Here is a 20219-nt window from a genome sequence, read left to right on the forward strand (position 1 = left end):
ACGTACGTACGTACGTACGTACGTACGTACGTACGTACGTTACGTTACGTACGTACTACTACTACTACGTACGTACTACTACTATATATATATATTNCGTTTTTGATCGTATACTTTATTTTTTCTCTTCACGAGCTAAATCGATTACAACATCTTTTCCATCAACATCTTTTAATAACACTTTAAAATGATTTACATGATCAAAAGTAGTAACATCAAACGTTTTCACCTTAATTGTATTCCCATTATCTCCAGTACCTGTGTATCCCTTCAATGTTGACTTATATGTTTTCCCTTTTTCATCCATAAGAATGGCACTATCAATTGTTTTTATCTGACGCTTTATTTCTTCAATGTCTCCAAAAGTATCACGTTCAAATGTGATATTCGTCCCTGTTGGTAGTACTTCTGCAGACACTATTTTTACAGACTCAGGTTGTTGTTTAGGAACAAAATGAATCTCTTGATTTCCTTTAAACTTCGAGTCTAATTTTATTCCCCCTTGCCACTTCCCTTGAATTTCCTTATTCAGTTGCAGACCATTTTCATGCCAAGCTTCTATATTTTCTTTTACAGTATTTGATTGAGATTCTGCTTCTGTCCTGTAAGAAACATCTTTATTTTCTAATGGCGCAAACAAAGATATAGAACTAATATTAAAGTTTAGACTATCAATGTTATCAATTGAATTCATAGGATGGAATATTAAATTATAAGTTATTTCTCCCTCTTCTTCCCCCGCCTGAATACTCCATTCGCTACCTGCCAACATCTTACTATTTTCATTTGTTAACCCTTCTGTGTATTCCGCCTTCTCTATATATCGTCCTTTATCATCTGTTAAATCGTACTTCATTCTTAAATCCGTCACTTTACTTATTAAACTTTTATCTTCAAATTTCAATTGTAAAGAAACTGCTATTTTAGATTTATCATACAGTACATTTTTAATTTGGATTGTAATCCCATTATCCTTCATCACATGATTCTCATCTACTTTTTGTACGTATCCATTATCTGCCGCCTTTTGAACTCCCTGATCTTTCACAAAGAAAAATTCCTTTACTACAGCTAATGCTGAATCACCATACACGCCAACTCCGACACTTGCTCCAACAATTGTTAGCCCTGCTATCATTGCTGCAACTATTTTTTTATGAGAGAATGTTTGTTTTTGTTTCTTACTTTTTCTAATTTCTTCAAAAGCAAGTTCTTTTTTCTTCAAAACACTATTAGGAATTGTTACAGCATCATTTAATGCTTCTTCTAATTTATGCTCGAATTGATCATTCATTTTAAATTCCCCCCATTGTTTACATTCTCCCAGTCTTCTTTTAAATAATATTCTTTTAACTGTTGCCTTGCTCTATGTAGTCTTGATTTGATTGTTCCTTCTTTTTCATTTAAAATCTCTGCAATTTCTTTTGTTTTAAATTTATTTACATAATAGAGTACGATTACTAAACGATACTCCACACTTAAATAACTAAGCAGATTGTCAAATTCAAGCTTTTGTTCAATATTGTCTTTTACGATTTGATCTCCCTGTAATTTTCCATAATCATCCACATATAAAACTTTATTTTTTCGTACTATATCATTACATTTATTCATTAATATTTTCGTAATCCATGTTTTAAAATGCTCTGGTTCTTTTACCCTTTTTAAATTTGTAAAAGCAGACAAAATTGTTTCCTGTATTGCATCTCCTATATCTTCTTCATTTTTCAAGCGTGCTTTTGCCACCTTATACATTTGTGGCATTAATATATCAATTGCCTCAATAAAGGCTTCCTCATCACCTTTTTGAGCCCGCTTTATGAGCAGCTCCATTTTAAATTCCCCCTTAGAAATCTACCATTTATGTTTTATATAACTATTAGACTGTATATACTTTAAAATGGTTGCAAGAAATTCTAAATACAGTGAAACTTTAATCAGTGGGGGGTTCTTCATCCCCCCACTGATTATTAGTTGAACCAATCGGGCTTTTATGGGCAGTTGATCCCCCACCTAACTTCTTTGCTTTCCCTGAATTTTGAGGTGGGGGTCTTACTGCCCATTAAAGCGGGATAAAAATAACCTTGGCTCAGCGAATACCCGAACTAAGGTTACTTTAAGTACAATGTTCATGATTCTTATTATATCTCGGCTCAAGTTAAACAATAGGGTGTATATCAAAAATGTATTTCCTGAATACTGTCGAATTAGAACCATAAAAACAATCTTATTACATCAAAGTTAATTTAGAACACATTATGGATACCTTAAAACCAGGACAGGTTTATAAAATAGTACACTTTGTTTCCACTCTTAATTTTCCCATGATGAAAAAGAGCGCCGACCAAACATCAGCACTCTTCCTCATCACCCTCGTTATTTAAACAAAGTTGTTCCGCTATTTCCTGTATCCGTTCCATCGTCATTCCTTCTCTAAACTCTACTGCTAAAGGATGGTCTGTCGGCTCTAGTTCAATATAAGGACGAATGCCATCGGCTCTAATAACTGTTGCTTGTCCCAGAATTCATTCACCTTATCAAAATTCGCTTCACTTAATGAAACCCATACACCCCATATGAAATGTTCATCTGTACCGATGATAGGAATTTCAATACTCCCTCGCATAAAGAAATGTTCTCCATCCATCACGCATAAATCATCGTTCATTTCAAATCTATCTTCTCGCTCTTCAGGTTCAGCATCATAATAATAAACAGGAGCTGATGATCCATAACTCGTTGGAATTTCTTCATGATATGTATCGCAGCATCTACAAGTATACCCACTAATTTTCGTCATTTTATTCCTCCATCAATTTCATACATACATTCTATCAAAATAGCTATAGAGTGAAAATAAAAAAGCAAGCAATTTCAGCTATCAGCTAAAACTACTTGCTCTTCTACTTATTACCTCTATTTTTACTCTTTAATAAATTCCTTCGTACTTCTCACTGTATCAATTGGGCGAACTAATTTTTCAATTTCTTCACGCTTTGGCTCTAAGAACGGAGGTAACGATAATTTTTCTCCAAGTGTTTCGTATGGCTCATCTCCCATAAACCCTGGGCCATCTGTCGCAAACTCGAATAAAATTTGCGGTGCAACTCTTGCGTATAATGACTCGAAGAAGTGACGATTTACATAACCAGATGAAGGGAGCTGGGCGCTACCTATTCTTTCAATCCATTCTTCTAATACAGCACGATCCTCTACGCGGAATGCAGCATGATGCACTGTACCAAATCCTTGTTGCGCTTCTGGAAGAACCGTATTATGTTCTACGATGACAGAGGCACCATTTCCACCTTCGTTTACTTCAAATAAATAGAATTCTCCTTCTTGAGCAATCTCTTTAAATAATAGAACTTTTTCTAACACTTCTTTAAAGAAACTAAAGTTCGCGATACGAATAAATACAGGTCCTAAACCAGTAATTGCATATTCTAATGGAACTGGTCCGTTTTGCCAAGGTGTACCTGATTCCACGCCTTTATCAAATTCATCTGAAATTAATTGATAGTGTTGATCATCAAAATCAACGAAAGAAAGAGTCTTCTTACCAAATTGCTCTTTAATTCCTGTATGTTCCACTTCAAGACGGTCAAAACGTTTCACCCAATATGCTAATGCTGCATCAGTTGGAACGCGGAATGAAGTTTTTGAAATTTCATTTGTACCGTGTACTCCTTTAGGAACGCCTGGGAAGTCAAAGAATGTCATATCCGTTCCTGCACTACCTTTATCATCTGCAAAGAATAAATGGTAAGTTTGAATATCATCTTGGTTTACTGTTTTTTTAACTAAACGCATTCCTAAAACATGAGTGAAAAATTCATAGTTCTTTTCTGCACTACTTGTAATCGCTGTAACGTGGTGGATTCCTTTTAATTGGTTCATTATATATTCCTCCAATGATTTTAATTTGTATTTAATAATTTTATTTCTGCTTGCTGGTCAGCGAAGCGCGTGTTTATAAGAAGTAATTAATTCATTTTACTAGTCAAGTGATAATTTAAAAAATAATTCAATGTGTAAAACGATTCGTACGAAAGTAGTAATTCCTTTCGTTACTATCACTTTACAACTCAAGTGATTAAAAAGCAAGTAAATTATCTTGAATTCGAGATATTTTTTTAATATCTCAGTATTAGTTTAAAATGCTATATGTTTTGTGGCGTAATTATTTTCGTATCTACTGGTAATAAAACCTTTTCACTCGCCAAAATAAATAGCCTACAATCAATGAACTAATCATAGGCTATTAAAATTCTTTAATAGTTAAATATCCTTACAATAACTTGTAATTTTAGCGAATAATTAATATTAGTAATTCTCCGTTTCATTAAACGATTTATTTTATATATTCCAAAAATCACTATTTATATCACTGTTATATTTATAATCCACCTTTTCTTTACCACATTTTTCGCACTTATAAATATTAGCTGTCCCAATCTGCCCTGTTTTAAAATTTTCACTATCCTGAGTTTTAATAAATTTATAATTGTGTATACATCTAGGTTCTCTTACTTTATCCATCTATTTTCCTAGCATAAAGTAATCACTCTCCTTAAAAGAATATTCCTAATACAACTCTATATTTAGAATACTCTACAAAAGATTTCCAATCAACGAACACGTTCTCTTGCCTCCCTTGCATCACATGATATGCAAAAGAATTGTTTTGTTTAAGATCCGTTTTTTTATTGACAACAGACTCTCATCCATTAGCTTTACACAAGCTAATGCAATATAAATTTTCCGTATGATTTACATCTTTTTCTCTCATTATTTCTTTCCTCATCAAGGAATAAATAATGGTTTTTAAAGCTGTTTGCAGTGTCTTCCCTTATCAGGGCAATAAAAGATGGTGTGAAAACTTAATTTCACACCATCTTTTTAAACAATTTTATTGTCATGCCACACTTAATGAAGCCATTCTATTCACAATCTTAATTATGGAAAGTTGGCTTATAGAACGAACGATTATCAAGAGCAAAGACACGCTCTGTGTATTCGCCTGGTTTTGTGCGTCCTAATGCACGGTCCATCATGTTCATTTTTGCATCTAAGTTATCGATGTAGTGCAGAATTTCTGCTTCTTTTACTAATGGTGGTTTTGGGCTACCCCATTCTGCTTTTCCGTGGTGAGAAAGAACGATGTGCTGAAGGATTAATACTTCTTCTGCATCGATGTTCAGCTCGTCTGCTGCTTTACCAATTTCGTTCACCATAATAGAAATGTGGCCTAGTAAATTTCCTTCTAACGTGTATGTTGTAGAAATTGGACCAGATAATTCGATTACTTTACCAAGATCATGTAAAATAACGCCTGCATATAGTAAGTCTTTATCTAACGATGGGTACAGTGCAGAAATTGCTTTCGCAAGATCTAACATTGATACAACGTGATAAGCTAGTCCAGATACGAACTCGTGATGATTTTTCGTCGCTGCTGGATATTCTAAAAATTCGTTTTGGTGCTTATTTAACAAATGTCTTGTTAGACGTTGAATGTTCGGGTTTCTCATTTCAAATATGTATTGCGTAATTTTCTCAACCATATCTTCTTTTTTCACTGGTGCTTTTTCTACGAAATCCGAGATATCTGTTACTTCATTTTCATTCGCAACACGGATTTGTTTCACACGTAATTGAATACGTCCTTTGTAGTTTAGAATATCACCAGCTACTTTAACGATTGTTTCTGCTACATATTGTTTCTCAACTTCTGGTGATACGTCCCATAGCTTCGCTTCAATATCTCCACTTGGATCTTGTAAGATTACTGTTAAAAATGGTTTCCCATTGCTTGCTAGACCTTTTGTCGCTGTTTTAATTAACAAGAAAACATCGACTTGTTCACCAACTTCATATTCTGCAATTTTCTTTTTCATTCGAATTCCTCCACCAAATCAATTACTTTTAGTATAGCATACTACAACTCGTTTTCTTTACGCTTATGCGTTAATTTTATAATCTGTTTTTCTGTAAAGAACGATAATAAATGCGCATGACATGTAAAGAAGATGACTTGTCTATCTTTCGCAATTTCCTTTATTAGTTCAATCGTTCGATTCGTCCTTACTGCATCAAAGTGCACGAAACTATCATCAATAATAAATGGATAATCATGCTCAAACGTTTTCGCTAGTGCAAATCGTAACGATAAATATAATTGCTCCGCTGTCGCTTGGCTCAGTTCATGGCTATAAAAACGCATACCATCGTTACGTTCCACAATGAACGGCTCTGCCTCTGACGGTGAAAAAATTTTACTATATCGTCCGCCTGTTAAATACACGAAATACTCTTCTGATTTTTGTAAAATACGCGGAAGATGCACTTCATGATAATATTGCTTCGTTTTCGTTAATACTGTCTTTGCCGCCGCGTATGCAGCCCACTTCTTCACTTGTTCACGTACTTGCGCTTTTTTCATTTCCCACTCATGTAGTAAATCACCATACGTACTGCCTTCTTCTAAATTCGCAATTTCTATTCGATGCTTCGCAATACGCTCTGTTAATTCTTTCTCTTTCACAAGACAGTTTTGCGCGGCTGTAATTTCTTGCTTTAATTTTTCATCATAACCGTCAGCCTCATAATGCTCAGCTAATGACAAACTCGTTAAGCGCTGTTCTAACAGATCAATTTGAGGTAATAAACGCCCCACTTGCTTATCCGCATCTTCACGTTTTTCTGCCCGCTTACCTGCTTCTAAAAACATCTCTTCATCAGTAGAATCTGCAATATGCCATAAGCTATCTCGTTCTACTAAAAGTTGTTTTAATTGCTCTTGCATGAACTCATATTCTTCTCGCCATTCCGCCAGCTTCTCTTTCAGCTGCTTACAAGTTTGGCGCTTCTCTTTCTCATTTTGCATACGACTTTGCGCCTCATGCAAATTACTATACTCCGTGCTACCAATAACAGTTTCTAGTTTATGTTCAAATTGCGTAATCATTTCATATAATGAAGATTTCCACTCTCCTTGTTTATCTAGCTCACGATATAATTGCTGCATTTTTTCAATACGCTCAAACGCTGGCAACATGTGCGCATACGTAAAAAATTCAGGGAACATATAGCGCGTTTTATACGCATCTACTTGTTCTCCTATTTGGAAAGTTTCTCGCTCCCATTCTTCATACGATGAAACGACTTTATCATAAGCTCGTTCCATTTGCTGCAATTTATAAGACTCTCGCTCAAATAACTTTCGAATCTCTTCATCCTTTTCTAACTGATAACGAACGGACATCGCTTCTTCACTTTTCCTTCCGCCAGCACTTTGCTGAAGAGTAAGGAGTTCTTCTTGTAATCCGCTTGATGGATCTTTATATAAAACGAGTGCTACAACAATCCCTACAAAAGCAATGACACTAATAAATAATAGTACGCGGTTATCTATAAATAGACTCGTGAATAAAACAAGCGTGTTAATAAGAAGTAAAAGAAGACAAACTCTTTGCCACTGTTTTTTCTTTTGCTGAGCTGCCCCTGCTTTCTCTTCATACTTACGTTTCATTCTTTCTGCGCCCATACCGATAAACGCCGCATCTTGAAATGACTTTTCTTTCTCAACTAACACATTTCGCTCTTCATCCGCTAACATTTGTTTCTGAATCTGTCTTATATTTTCTTCTTGTTCTTCTAATTGCTCCTGAGCCGTTTTAAAACGTTCATCTAGTTGTGCTTTTTGCGATTCTAATTCACGCGCCTTTTGCACAGTTTGCGTAATTAATTCTTTCGTCGCTAAACTCATATCAAATGAAAGAACCGTCTCTTGTTCAAAAGTGGCTCCAATTTGTTGCTCTAGTTCTGCGATTTCTTCTTTTATATTCGCAATACTTCCCGTCATATCACGCATTTCTTGGCGTGCATTTTCATAAGACATGTGCTGCATACGAAGTTCTTCTACGTAACTTTCTTTTTGTAAAAATACTTCATCTATTTCTGTGGAATCAATTTCTGATTGCACTGTTTCTATCTTTTTTTGAAGTGAATCTACTTGTAATTGCAGCGGTTCTATCTTTGCCTTCACCGCCTCATAGCGCGCCATTCCGTTTACAGGAAACTGCCCGTTCTCGTTTTCTAACACTTTCTCGTGCGCACTCTTTTCAATAACGAGAGGCTCAAGCGCTGCTAATATTTCATAGTCTTGCTTTCGTCTTTCGGCACTCTCTTTCTCCGCACGAACAGAAGCAAGTTTCTCTTCACTTTCTTTTAACTGCTCGACCTGTTTTTCATACGTGCCAATCTTCCCTTGCCACTCTTTCATCTTTTCCTCAATTTTCTTCATCTCTTGCAGTGACACGTTAATTTCAGGATTACGACCACTCGGCTTAAAGCGCTGATTCATTTCTTTTTCTAATTTTTTATCTAACTGCAATAACGCATCGCTTCCGACTGCGCTTGCCGAAAATAAATAATTACCAATATCCGCTTCGCCGAGCTGATGAATATTTTGCAAACCATGCATATCAAATGAAAAAACAGAATCAAATAAGCTTTCATTCACACCGCTTAATATATCGTTTAAAATATCTTCGCCGCCAGTTTTCCCGTCTTCAAAATAAACGGTCACCTCTCCAGCTGCCGTCTTTGGCAATCGTTCAATTTTTAAACGACCGTACTTTCCTGTTTGAACAGTAACTGCTCCGCCATACTTTCCGCCTTCTTTCGGTTCATAACGGCGCTGTCCTCTCGTTGGAAAACCGAATAAAATACTTTTCATAAACGAGCGAATTGTCGATTTCCCCGCTTCATTTTCACCGTATAACACCGTCAGCATTGACAGATCCATTTCCACATTTTCTAATTTTCCGTACCCATAAATATGGAGTCTTTCAATTCTCATTTCTTATCCCTCTCTTGCTGGAATAATTGCTCTAAAATAATATTTTCCGCTTCCTTTTGAATCTCTTTCTTCTCTTCTTCCGTAAAAGCTTCAATACTATTACGTGCTATAGGAGATGTCCAAATAGTGCGCAACACTCCGTCCATATTTGTAAAAGCTTCTAACTCTTTTAGCACACTACCGACGAAATGATTTTCTTCTTTCAAACGTTCAATTTCCGCAAAAGAAACCGTCTCATTTTTCCACTTCATCGCATACACGAAATCTTTTCGCTCTTCTCCCGCTGCTAAAATATGAAAAATCTCTTCCACGCGCTTGTCTTCACGCAAATAAGGAGAAAGTGGCCCCTGCCCTGTAAATACGACAGTTAAAAGCGTGCCTTCCTCTTCTCTTCTACATCCATTCATCGCACTTGACGTGCTCGTCATAAGATCATCAACAGTTTCAAGTCCATCGATACTCACTTCTATCTCATCCCATACAACATCCGCCGTATGGAAAAATGAACAATGCGATCCTTGTTTCGTGAGTTCAATCAGGTACGCACCCTTTTCCCCTGTTTCCTTACGATGGCGACCTTGTATATTACCCGGATAAATAATGCATGGCTCTTCTGATAAAATTTCACGTTTATGTATATGGCCAAGAGCCCAATAATCAAACTGCTTTTCTTTCAGCTCACGAATTTGAAACGGTGCATAGCGATTATGCTCTGCATCCCCTTCCACACTTCCGTGAAGCATCCCAATATGAAAAGGCGCATCACTCATTTTCTTATACTGCGCTGTCATATTATCCGTTACCGCTTGCTGCAAATAACTAAACCCATAAATAGAAGCTAATAGCTCACCATTTTTATAAAATGACTTCTCTTCCACATAAGGCTCCATAAACACATGAACATTTTCCGGAAACTCAATCGCTGCCCAGCTTCCCCCTAAATGATCGTGGTTACCATGAATAATAAAAATGGGAATATCGTACTGCGAAAGTCTCTTCATTTGCTCACGCACAAACACTTGCGCTCTCAAACTTCTCATCTCAGCATCATACAAATCCCCGGCTAGTAATACGAAATCAACGCGCTCTTGAATCGCTTTATCAACAATACGTTCGAACGATTCAAACGTACTTTGCTTCATTCTCTCCCAAACAGACTGCGGTACATTCATTTCCATCCCTTTAAACGGACTATCCAAATGCAAATCAGCCGCATGTATAAACTTCACTTGTTTCACAAATAACGATCCTTTCTATAGTTCAAAAGTTTCACTTTATCCCGTACTAACGGGCAGTAAGCAAAGAAGGCAATCTGAAAGTTAACTGCCCATAAATACCCGATTGGTTCCACTAATAATAAGCAGGGGATGAAAAAACTCCCCTGCTTATTAAAGTTTCACCTTATTGTAACACGCAATGTCATATATTTCTTTGCATATTCTAGCGTTTTATGACAAAATAGTTATAAGATTCTGATTTTAATTATTGGAGGGAATTTTCATGGGAGTATACGTTCTAACAGTCTTTGAAAAAGATGGTTCAAAAGCATTAGACGAATCATTCGAGGCGGCAACTGAAAAAGAAGCGAAAGCAAAAGGTGAATCTATTTTACAAGAAAAAGGATTACATGAAAAAACGCATCGTTGCACATCTTCTGCAGGTAAGCTCGTCTTATTCCAGCGCTAAAAAAAGAAGCGTCATCCGCTTCTTTTTCACTCTACTATATCTTCGTCACACCACGTAAACGCCACATCTAGAATGCGATTACCGATACGTACGCGTTTATTCCATTTACCTGTTTGGATCTGATGTTGCAATTCTGCTTTCATCTTTTCCGTCCAGTCGTGAATCGTTTCACTACCGTCGTACGGATATACGCTCGGAAACTCTTTCTGCAAAAGATGCAAACTCTCTGCATCAAAATGAAAATGGAAGAAGTAGTTTGCTGTAAGCGATGGTTCTTGTAATCGTAAAAAATGATCATCAACTTGCTTTCTATTTCTATAGAAAGTAAAGATATTCACTTTACCGCTCGTAATTTGGTCAATTTGAATTTCGTGCTTCTCTATAATCACGTCTTGCCCACCTCGTTATATACTATCCTTAGTATATATGTCTTTTGCAACAAAGTTAACCATTTTCGCGCGAAATTCATTTCCTTCATTATATTACCTGTACCTCCAAGTACAATCAGAACTACTAAAAACAAAGTTGAAGGGGAGCGATTACATGTATTTCGGAAGCAAAGGTTGGTATGTAAAAGAACTTAAAAAATTAGGTATCCGTACTTATGAAGGTAAAAAACTAGAATCTTATCGTACGCATATTTTATCTAGTTTACTTGAGAGAATGAAGAAAGCTTCGGCTTGATAGATGTAGGAAGCGACTGTGGTTGCTTCCTTTTTCATGCAACGACTATAACTTTTGTCTGCAAGTCCTTATCTTTTTGCAAAAAGTTTTGTATAAAATCCTGATCTAAAGTTATAAAATACTCACACTTATTTCTAGCTATAGCTAAATGCATTGCATCATAAGCCTCTAATTGATACAGCTTCATATACTGGACTGCAGTATCTATAGCTTTCTTATCTGAAGAAATATATTCAACCTTAATTTTGAAGTGATTCTCCATGCTATACAGGAATTCCTCGAAGGTTTGAACAACGTTTGTATAATATGCTGTTAATCCACTTCTTCTTTTAGCATGTCTTTTTCCTACTTTTAGTAATTCTTTAGCATAGACCTCTTTACTTTCATCTCCAGATTTCATTCTTAATTTAATAATATATTGATAGATTTCATATAAATTACATGCTGCTTCTATAGACACAATATCTCTTCTATCGTCTTCACTCAAACACTCTATTCCGTTAGACTGTATATTTTCCATATTATCTATATAAATTTTCAACGCCCGCTCAATTTTATTTTTCATAAGAATACCTACTACTTCTGTAAAAGTATGTGAACTGATCCCCATTTTTATTTCTTTCTTCGCCCATGCATTAATTAAATTAGCTACCTTATCAGAACGGGTATCATCTTCATCTAAAAATGCCAAAATAAAACAAGCATCTACATAAATAGATGCTTGTTGAATTCTTAAAACAGCACCCTCACCTTGAACGAAATTAGTTACCATTTTTATTTCTCCCTTATTTTTCTTCTTTATAAATATCCACTAAATTTTTACTACCTGCTGTACGAGTTCCGATCATTTTACGTAAATCTTGAGCATCTTTCGGGCGACGAGTTACTAATTTCTCTGTTTCTTTTGTTTCTAATGGTTGAACATCAGTCACTACTTGGCTCATATCTATTACCCCCAATTCATCTTCTTTTTCATTTAAATTTAAAGACTGCCCTAACTTTCGACATCTGTCCATGTTTTTCCTCCTTGTCCAAATGAAAATCATTACATACATTTTCTCCATAAAAACTCTCTACTTAAACATATGATTTCCTCAGTCACATCATGAATCTTAAACATAAATTGTGCTGTACAAAAAATCCCCTCAAACCAAAAATGCTATAATTAACCCAATCATACTAAGGGGGAACAATTATTTTGCACGGTAAATACATTCAATTTCACGAATTTGGCAACCCAAAAGATGTATTACAAGTTGAATATAAAAATATAGAACCATTAAAAGAGAATGAAGTGCTAGTTCGTATGTTAGTTAGACCAATTAATCCATCTGACTTAATTCCAATAACCGGAGCGTACGCGCATAGAATCCCTTTACCTAACATACCTGGTTATGAAGGTGTTGGTATTGTAGAAAATGTAGGTGCAGATGTTTCTAGAGACCTTATCGGTAAACGTGTTTTACCTTTACGCGGAGAAGGTACTTGGCAAGAGTTTGTGAAGACATTAGCTGATTTTGTAGTCCCTCTTCCTGATTCCATCGATGATTTTACAGCGGCACAAATGTATATTAATCCCCTTACAGCTTGGGTTACATGTACAGGAACACTAAACTTAAAACGTAATGACGTTTTATTAGTGAATGCTTGTGGATCCGCTATTGGTCATCTATTTGCACAGTTATCGCAAATTTTAAACTTCCGATTAATTGCAGTTACGAGAAATAATAAACATACAGAGGAATTACTTCAGCTCGGTGCTGAATATGTAATAGATACTTCCACTACCCCGCTTTATGAAACCGTTATGGAATTAACAAACGGGATCGGTGCAGATGCTGCGATTGATTCTATCGGGGGACCAGATGGAAATGAATTAGCTTTCTCCTTACGTCCAAATGGGCACTTTTTAACTATCGGCCTTCTATCAGGTATACAAGTAAACTGGGCAAAGATTGTCACGAAAGCAAAGGTGCATGCGAACATATTTCATTTACGACATTGGAATAAAGACGTGCCACCATACAAATGGCAAGAAACGTTTCGTCACTTAATCCGCTTAGTAGAAAATAAACAATTACGCTTTATGACGGTACATTCTACGTATGACTTAGCGGATGTGAAAACGGCGGTTGATGTTGTGCAGTCTGCTGAGAAGACAAAAGGGAAAGTGTTTTTGACGAGTTATTAACTACAATTGAAGAAGTCTTTTTGATTGACCTTTTAAATAGACTAGATAGTACGTTTAAGAGTACCCATTTGTAATTATCTGGTATAATTATTTTGAAAGGTGAAAGGAGATTCTAACATGTGGTTAATTACGGTAATTGCGCCTGTTATAATAGTCGGAGGAATCATATTATATGTGATTGGAAGGCTTAAACATAAATATAACAACGGTAACTTAGGTAAGAAAAAATCAAAAAACGCTCAAGTTTTATTAGATAGTTTAATACCAATGGGAATGCTTTTGGGGTGTTTAATCGGTATAATTGTCGACATATTTTTCCCGGATCATTCACTGTTTACAGTTGGTTTAGGAGCTGGAATAGGCTATTTATTTGGATTTTTTGCTTATGAAATTTATAGCAAGACAGGAAACAATTATTCATAATCGAGAAACAGACGCGATTTTGGCATAAACGGGGCAGGACATATTAGTCATATAAAATATGTACTGTCCTTTCATTTATTCATCAACGTTATCCCCCTCCCGCTCCAACTACCTAAAAAATAACATTGTCAACAGAACTTAAATTGGTTATCATAAAAGCGAATATAACAGGAGATGAGCAGATGAATATAAACGAAAAGAAATCTTTTTCAAAAGTTTCTCGACGGAAATTAGTCGATGAAGTGTTGGAACGTTTACAAGAAAAAATCTTTTCTGGCGAGTATGAAGTTGGTGATCGCCTCCCTACAGAGCCGCAATTAATGGAAGAGTTAGGTGTAGGGCGTTCGACGCTGCGAGAAAGCATAAAGATATTAGTACATGCCGGCATCTTAGAAGTTCGACAAGGACAAGGTACTCGTATTGTCTCACTAAATACAACACAAGATTCATTTGAAAAACGATTGCAAGCAGCTAATATTAATCATGTGTATGAAGCAAGAAATATGTTAGATAAAGAAGTAGCGATGTTAGCGGCACAGCGCCGAAGCGAAGAGGATCTTTTATACTTAAAAGGACATTTGAATAAAAGAAAAAATGCCCTTCAAGAAGGAAATTATGTAGCATACATAGATGCAGACATTCAGTTTCATCTAGCAATTGCAAAGGCGAGCAAAAACGAAGTTCTACTTGATTTATATCAATCTTTCGTACCTGCCCTTCGCCACATTTTAAGCCAATTAATATTAAATACAGTGAACTATGAAGATAACTCTGACATTCATGAAAAGTTATTCCAAGCTATTTTTAAACAAAATGCCGAAGAGGCACGAACATACGCCGTTCAAAATTTGGAGCTGAAATAAGCTCCTTATATATTACACCCAAACATCAGATGATATACTCAATAACGTCTGATGTTTAAGAGGGGAGAAAATTAAATTGAAACATCAAGAACGAACTTATTTGTATATACTAGCACTATTTTTTGTTTCCATTAATTTACGTATCGGAATTACATCTATTTCACCTTTATTAGAAACAATCCGACAAGACTTAAATATAAGCAATTTTTCCGTTAGTTTTTTAACAGCTATTCCTGTTTTTTGTATGGGGACATTCGCCTTACTGACTGGGAAGGTAATTAAAAAATATGGGGCAGAAAAAGCAATTATGGCTTGTCTTATTTTAATTGGCTTTGCAACATGTATGAGGGCTTTTACCTCTTCTATTTTCACATTATTCGCGAGCTCTTTATTTATCGGCATTGGGATCGCACTTGCAGGTCCGTTACTATCAGGTTTTATTAAAGAAAAATTCCCTACGAAAATCGGCTTAATGATTGGAATATATTCAGTAGGTATGGGAACTGGTGCTTCTTTAAGTGCAGGATTAACGATTCCTTTACAACATGTATTAAAAGAATCTTGGAATATAGCACTCGCTTTTTGGGGTGTACTTACTATTATCGCTATTATATTTTGGTATCCGGTTATGAAACGAAAAAAGAATACGAGTACACAAGATAAAAAGAATAATAGTTTACCTTTAAGAAATAAAAAAGCATGGTTGTTCACAATCTTTTTCGGACTACAATCTGGAATCTTTTACTCCATTACGACTTGGCTTGCGCCAGCAAATCAAAGTATGGGTGTGAGTAGCGAGCAAGCGGGTACTCTTATAACTGTTTTTACAGTTATTCAAATGATATGCAGCTTTTTAATTCCAACATTAGCGGATATTTATAAAAACAGAACACTTTGGTTGTTAGGGAGTATATGCTTTGTACTCGTAGGTTTATCGCTTATGATTTACCCACTAACTACACCATTGATCCCTTCTATTCTACTAGGTATCGGGCTCGGCGGCGTATTTCCACTCGCTCTCATGCTACCGCTATATGAAACAAAAACTTCAGAAGATGCGAGTGCATGGACTGCTATGATGCAATCAGGAGGATATATTATTGGCGGATTCATCCCTGTCCTAGCAGGAATCGCTCGTGACTATTTTGATAGTTATACGCAAGTTTTTATTATAATGGCACTTTTAAGCTTAATTTTGTTCATTTTAACTTTAGTCATGAGCAAAAGAAAGATAGAAGTGAAAATAGCTTAACTGAAAAACAAAAAAATCCCCTCAAAGCATAAGCTTCGAGGGGTGAGCCTGTTTTTTATTCTATTATATACGTACAGCTGTACCACTTACAGCAACCATTAACATTCCATCACGAACAACTTCGTAATCTACGTCAATACCAACGATAGCATTCGCACCTTTTTGTTTTGCAAGTTCTTTCATTTCATCCATCGCAATATCACGTGCATCTTTTAATTTACTTTCGTAAGCACCAGCACGACCACCGACAACATCACGAACTGAAGCGAATAAATCACGAACAATATTTGCACCCATAATAGCTTCACCATTTACAATATCAATATACTCAATAATTTCTTTACCTTGGATTCCAGACGTTGTTGTTACAATCATGACTGACACTCTCCTAATAACTTATAGTTTTTTGATTAGCTTTCTTATGTCTTTATTATGACATGGAAAAAGTATTTAATCTATTGAATTACCTTACATGAATGTGACAATTTTGTAAGAGTGAAATATTATTCTACCTTTCCCTTACAATAACTACCTAAATTAACAGAATATTGTTATAATTAAATTAGAGGAGGAGATAAAATGAAAAAAATCACTTACATATGTGCTCTAAGTATTCTATCTTTAACTTTAATAGATTGTACAAGCACTTCTACTACAAATAATACTCCAAAAACTAAGCAAGAAAATACGAAAAATGCCATTCAATTAAACTCTGCAGACATTACGAATATTGAGTTACTTAGAACAACAAGTAATACTAGTTCCAAATCTCAAACAGATAACGAGGAAATGATACAATCAATCGCTTCAGCAGTTCAAAATGGAACCCCTAAAACAATCACATTAGATCAAAAAAAGAGAGCATCTGCGCATTCTACAATAACCGTTACATATAAAGATGACTCAAAAGAAGAGTTTCTTGTGTGGGTTGATAATAAGGAACAAATTACGATTGCTAAAGATGAGAAGAAAGATAAAGTTGAAGGTGTGACGGTGAATATTAAAGGCGCTAAGATAATGAAGGATTTTTTTAAAGCGTAAAAAGGATCTCCTTTAAGGGGATCCTTCTTCTCTTCATACAGAATAGGTGCTTTATACGAACAAACGAGTTCTGCTCCTTATCATCCAAAGCAGAAATATTAATTATATATTATGAAGACGTTTATTTACTCTGTAGTTATATAACTATTGTTGATATTGCAGACAAGTACAACAAGCTGGACAACCTAGATTTCAAACTGTAAGATTAGATGTTGGTGAAATTAGATAGCAAAGCATATATAGAAAATAGGTGTTAATTTTGAAAATCAATAAAAAATTTGAACCAATAATTTTTAATATCTTTATGATTTTAGGTATATCTAGTATTATCTCTTTCGTCATGGTTTCAATGAATGTTGGGTATACAGCTTTATTTCTCAAATCATGGATGAAAACATGGGGAATTGCTTTCGTGCTTGCATTTTTAGCTTCTAAATTACTACCCTTTGTAGTTAAAAGGATAATGAAAATATTCACATTTATTGAGAAGGATGCTTAAAAATAAAGTGATACACTACTCTGGTTCATTCAAATTAAAAGGAAGGATTACTACAAAACTTAACCTGGTAAAATAATATTCGGATGAGAGTCCATACCTATTATTAAACGTAAAATGTTTCGAATCGAAGGCAGGAACCTTAAAAATTTTCTTTTCTTTAAATGCTAAAAAAGCCCGCCTATTTCCGTAGGCGGGCTTTATCTTTATTACACAATATGAAAGTATACTCTCTTTTTCTCTGAAATTTTATGTAATTATACATATTCATGAAAATAGAAGAAGTAAAATTGTCATTACAACTTATTTCCCATTTTCAACTTAGTTATCATTAGAATGTTTTTCTACAAAATCAAGGATTCTAGCATTAACCTCGTTAGAGAACTCACCATTGATTGCGTGAGATGCATTTTTCCAATTAACTATATCAATATCTTCCACATATTTTTTCCCAGTTTCAACGGCTTTTGCCGAATTGTGCATTGTACTTTTTTCAGCCATTAATGCAAGTACTGGAATATTGATATTTTTTAAGTCTTCTGTACTAAATAGATCAGGCGCTGGCGTTTTCAGTTTATAGTTACGCATACCCGATTCGATTAACTTAGCGATCGGCTCATCGTCATTTATTTCTGCTCCTCCAGAAACATAGCTTAACATCTTTTCTCTTATAAACTTAGGTACAATAGGAACGGAAGCTGGAATAGATGCTAGAATCATCTTTATGGATATTTGCGCAAATACAAAGACTGGGTCCAATAAACTAGCCGTAGCAATATGCTCAGGATTATACCTAGCCAAGTTCATTGTTGTCCAACCTCCAATGGAGACACCCACGATATGCACTTTTTCTAAACTTAATCCTTCAATTACTTCATTTAGCCATTCTGCTTGTTGTTTTTGGTTTTCAATCACCTTCGTTTGCACACTCATTCCAGGTTCACCGAGTAAATCTATCGTGTAAACAGGCCTTTTCTCCCTTAGCCCTTCTAAATTGGGTACCCACATTGGAGTAGATGCACCACGTCCAGGGAGTAAGAGTATTGGGTCTTTATGTTTGTTTTCCTCTTTAGTAAAGTAATAAGCACGAACTGTGCCATATTTCGTTTTTATATCTTTCGTTTCGTTAGGCTTTGGAAGAAGCGCCATTAATTCATCGTAAGCAATTTGAAAGTCTTCCTTCGCTTCTTTAGATGTAAAGTGACCAATCTTATTATCATCTCTCTTCATTTGAATTCCTCCTTTCTACAAATATATTGATGAACTTTATCAATATATTCATGGTAATAATCCATTGAAAATTTATCTTATTTAAGCCAAAAATCTCATTTAGAAAAAAGAAAAGACACCCTAAGGTGCCTTCCTCCGACTTGAACCATCTTAATTTTAATAATATTTGGACTCCCATCCAAATATTATTTTACCATGTTAAGTTGTTTTGTTCATTGAGAAATACAATAATTTATTTATGCTAGCCGTCTGTATTTGGTCCTTTTGTAGTCCATGCAGCGATTAACAAGAGGACAATAGCGGCGATGACACCTAAAAGCATATTAATGTTAATCATCCTCCTAAGGAATATTATTATCAAAATGATATCACATTAAAACACCAAAAAAAAGGAATTAATGTTAATCGCAACCAAGTATACCATTTACAAATTCAAAAGAATCCCCCTCAAAGCATCAGCTTTAAGGGGGATCTCTCCTATCATCTTCTCTCTTCATACAACCTATTTGCCTTATATGAGAAAAAGAAAAACATACCAATCGCAGCTGGGATAAACAACCATGAAATGTCCCTCATTAATGCAAATGGCGTTTCAAATAAGAATGATCCTAAAAATGCTGCGCCGTGCATATCCCATAATCCTGGCGTATAGTATAGGCCTTTCGGATTTAAAATCGCTCCTAGATCAATTGTATTATTAAACATAAATAGAATTAACAGCGGCAAATAACATATCGCCAATTCTAAAAATGTCTTAGATAGACGCTTGTACTTCCCTGCTCGTGACATTTGATCTGAAAAAATGTCATCTTCACTTTCCTCATCTACCTTTTTAAAATATTGCGTGCCTGACCACCAATTACCGGCTATATGCTTCCAGCCACTATCTTCAAATAATGTACAGTAATTAATAAAATCTTTTCTTCTATTAAATATTCTATGATCTATTTTAATTGTCGCATCTTCCGGTTCTGCGATTCTAAATTTATAACCGAATGTATTACTTTTTAATTGATAGCCTTTCCAAGCCATCTCTTCTAACCATTTTTCCTCTTTCTCAAAGTCTAAAAAGAATTTCAATCTCCACATCATCGCTTCCCCCTAACTGTACATTTAATAAGCTCTTTGTAACCCCAATAATGTGCTGCATTCTCATAAAGTCTAAATGTAATACTTCTTTCCCCCGTTCAGTAATGACATACACTTTTCTTCGTTTATCTTCACTTTTTACCGATTCTATTAATTGTTGCTTTAATAAATTTTCAACCGCACCATACAGTGTACCCGCCGCGATTTTCACTTGATGATTACTAAGTTCCTCCACCTTTTGCATAATGAAATACCCGTGTGCTGGCTCTAATAAAGCTAAAAGAACGTAATACGTTGTTTCCGTTAATGGTAAATTTTTATCTCTATTCATAAAGACCTCCAATGTAACGATAACTATATAGTCAAACTATATAGTTCAACTGTATAGTTTTATTTTA

22 protein-coding genes and 2 pseudogenes are annotated in these 20219 nt (G+C 35.2%); 9 read left to right on the forward strand and 15 right to left on the reverse strand.

Translation table 11 applies throughout. The annotated features are described in order from the left end of the window. Positions 1-115: 115 nt before the first annotated feature. Together CDB3_RS19150 and CDB3_RS19155 are read right to left on the reverse strand one after the other, a co-directional pair. Complete coding sequence (locus tag CDB3_RS19150) at positions 116-1294, reverse strand: DUF4179 domain-containing protein (protein ID WP_128855590.1); 1179 nt, start codon at positions 1292-1294, stop codon at positions 116-118. Next, complete coding sequence (locus CDB3_RS19155; protein WP_128855591.1) at positions 1291-1833, reverse strand: RNA polymerase sigma factor; 543 nt, start codon at positions 1831-1833, stop codon at positions 1291-1293. Before CDB3_RS19155 ends, CDB3_RS19150 begins: the two co-directional genes overlap by 4 nt. A gap of 301 nt (positions 1834-2134) precedes the next feature. Between CDB3_RS19155 and CDB3_RS19160 the strand changes: the two are divergent. Continuing rightward, positions 2135-2294 (forward strand): annotated as a pseudogene (locus tag CDB3_RS19160) (IS4 family transposase); the annotation flags it as partial. Positions 2295-2351: 57 nt separating this feature from the next. On the opposite strand, the pseudogene CDB3_RS19165 reads toward CDB3_RS19160, so the two are convergent. From CDB3_RS19165 to CDB3_RS19190, 6 genes and pseudogenes are all read right to left on the reverse strand, one after another. Next, positions 2352-2800 (reverse strand): annotated as a pseudogene (locus tag CDB3_RS19165) (DUF2199 domain-containing protein). 122 nt (positions 2801-2922) lie between these two features. After that, complete coding sequence (locus tag CDB3_RS19170) at positions 2923-3900, reverse strand: ring-cleaving dioxygenase (RefSeq protein WP_128855592.1); 978 nt, start codon at positions 3898-3900, stop codon at positions 2923-2925. 459 nt (positions 3901-4359) lie between these two features. Beyond that, positions 4360-4542 (reverse strand): hypothetical protein, encoded by a 183-nt coding sequence (locus CDB3_RS32445; RefSeq protein ID WP_128855593.1) that lies wholly within the window; start codon positions 4540-4542, stop codon positions 4360-4362. Positions 4543-4955: 413 nt separating this feature from the next. Then, complete coding sequence (gene yhaM, locus CDB3_RS19180) at positions 4956-5900, reverse strand: 3'-5' exoribonuclease YhaM (RefSeq protein WP_000726647.1); 945 nt, start codon at positions 5898-5900, stop codon at positions 4956-4958. A 41-nt stretch (positions 5901-5941) separates the two neighbouring features. Beyond that, on the reverse strand, positions 5942-8866 hold the full coding sequence (locus CDB3_RS19185; protein ID WP_128855594.1) for an ATP-binding protein: 2925 nt from the start codon (positions 8864-8866) through the stop codon (positions 5942-5944). After that, positions 8863-10104: a metallophosphoesterase family protein gene (locus CDB3_RS19190; protein ID WP_128855595.1), complete on the reverse strand. Its 1242-nt coding sequence runs from the start codon at positions 10102-10104 to the stop codon at positions 8863-8865. The genes CDB3_RS19185 and CDB3_RS19190 overlap by 4 nt, the downstream gene beginning before the upstream one ends. A gap of 262 nt (positions 10105-10366) precedes the next feature. On the opposite strand from CDB3_RS19190, the gene CDB3_RS19195 reads away from it, so the two are divergent. Next, on the forward strand, positions 10367-10552 hold the full coding sequence (locus tag CDB3_RS19195; RefSeq protein WP_000539550.1) for a YhzD family protein: 186 nt from the start codon (positions 10367-10369) through the stop codon (positions 10550-10552). Positions 10553-10578: 26 nt separating this feature from the next. Here CDB3_RS19195 and CDB3_RS19200 read toward each other — a convergent pair whose 3' ends face one another. Beyond that, positions 10579-10941 carry a hypothetical protein gene (locus CDB3_RS19200; RefSeq protein ID WP_000582798.1) on the reverse strand — a complete coding sequence of 121 codons (363 nt, stop codon included), beginning with the start codon at positions 10939-10941 and terminating at the stop codon, positions 10579-10581. Between the two features lie 154 nt (positions 10942-11095). Here CDB3_RS19200 and CDB3_RS19205 point away from each other — a divergent pair, with 154 nt between their 5' ends. After that, the gene (locus CDB3_RS19205) at positions 11096-11236 is read left to right on the forward strand and encodes a YflJ family protein (RefSeq protein WP_000273535.1); all 141 of its coding nucleotides are present in this window, start codon (positions 11096-11098) and stop codon (positions 11234-11236) included. 34 nt (positions 11237-11270) lie between these two features. Here the strand turns inward: CDB3_RS19205 and CDB3_RS19210 are convergent, their stop codons facing one another. Together CDB3_RS19210 and CDB3_RS19215 are read right to left on the reverse strand one after the other, a co-directional pair. Next, on the reverse strand, positions 11271-12008 hold the full coding sequence (locus tag CDB3_RS19210; protein WP_128855596.1) for a type II toxin-antitoxin system VapC family toxin: 738 nt from the start codon (positions 12006-12008) through the stop codon (positions 11271-11273). Positions 12009-12021: 13 nt separating this feature from the next. Beyond that, entirely contained in the window at positions 12022-12252 is a 231-nt protein-coding gene (locus tag CDB3_RS19215) for a hypothetical protein (RefSeq protein WP_128855597.1), read from the reverse strand. A 179-nt stretch (positions 12253-12431) separates the two neighbouring features. Here CDB3_RS19215 and CDB3_RS19220 point away from each other — a divergent pair, with 179 nt between their 5' ends. The 4 genes from CDB3_RS19220 to CDB3_RS19235 all read left to right on the forward strand — a co-directional run bounded on the left by CDB3_RS19220 (position 12432) and on the right by CDB3_RS19235 (position 15965). Then, positions 12432-13427: a zinc-dependent alcohol dehydrogenase family protein gene (locus CDB3_RS19220; RefSeq protein WP_128855598.1), complete on the forward strand. Its 996-nt coding sequence runs from the start codon at positions 12432-12434 to the stop codon at positions 13425-13427. A gap of 117 nt (positions 13428-13544) precedes the next feature. Beyond that, entirely contained in the window at positions 13545-13850 is a 306-nt protein-coding gene (locus tag CDB3_RS19225) for a hypothetical protein (protein WP_128855599.1), read from the forward strand. A 182-nt stretch (positions 13851-14032) separates the two neighbouring features. Next, positions 14033-14713 (forward strand): FadR/GntR family transcriptional regulator, encoded by a 681-nt coding sequence (locus CDB3_RS19230; RefSeq protein WP_097829889.1) that lies wholly within the window; start codon positions 14033-14035, stop codon positions 14711-14713. 70 nt (positions 14714-14783) lie between these two features. Then, positions 14784-15965, forward strand: a complete 1182-nt coding sequence (locus CDB3_RS19235) for an MFS transporter (protein ID WP_128855600.1) — start codon at positions 14784-14786, stop codon at positions 15963-15965. 63 nt (positions 15966-16028) lie between these two features. On the opposite strand, the gene CDB3_RS19240 is transcribed toward CDB3_RS19235, so the two are convergent. Beyond that, complete coding sequence (locus CDB3_RS19240) at positions 16029-16340, reverse strand: heavy metal-binding domain-containing protein (RefSeq protein WP_000637505.1); 312 nt, start codon at positions 16338-16340, stop codon at positions 16029-16031. Positions 16341-16544: 204 nt separating this feature from the next. Here CDB3_RS19240 and CDB3_RS19245 point away from each other — a divergent pair, with 204 nt between their 5' ends. Next, on the forward strand, positions 16545-17006 hold the full coding sequence (locus CDB3_RS19245; RefSeq protein ID WP_128855601.1) for a hypothetical protein: 462 nt from the start codon (positions 16545-16547) through the stop codon (positions 17004-17006). A 259-nt stretch (positions 17007-17265) separates the two neighbouring features. Beyond that, positions 17266-17505: a DUF2798 domain-containing protein gene (locus tag CDB3_RS19250; protein WP_128855602.1), complete on the forward strand. Its 240-nt coding sequence runs from the start codon at positions 17266-17268 to the stop codon at positions 17503-17505. Between the two features lie 318 nt (positions 17506-17823). On the opposite strand, the gene CDB3_RS19255 is transcribed toward CDB3_RS19250, so the two are convergent. From CDB3_RS19255 to CDB3_RS19265, 3 genes are all read right to left on the reverse strand, one after another. Continuing rightward, entirely contained in the window at positions 17824-18732 is a 909-nt protein-coding gene (locus CDB3_RS19255; RefSeq protein WP_128855603.1) for an alpha/beta fold hydrolase, read from the reverse strand. Positions 18733-19212: 480 nt separating this feature from the next. Next, entirely contained in the window at positions 19213-19821 is a 609-nt protein-coding gene (locus CDB3_RS19260; RefSeq protein ID WP_128855616.1) for a DUF2812 domain-containing protein, read from the reverse strand. Further along, positions 19790-20152, reverse strand: coding sequence for a PadR family transcriptional regulator (locus CDB3_RS19265; protein ID WP_128855604.1), 363 nt, complete (start codon positions 20150-20152; stop codon positions 19790-19792). Before CDB3_RS19265 ends, CDB3_RS19260 begins: the two co-directional genes overlap by 32 nt. Positions 20153-20219 lie beyond the last annotated feature (67 nt).

Origin of the sequence: Bacillus sp. CDB3, from assembly GCF_002081505.1 — a bacterium.
GTDB classification, from domain to species: domain Bacteria; phylum Bacillota; class Bacilli; order Bacillales; family Bacillaceae_G; genus Bacillus_A; species Bacillus_A cereus_AT.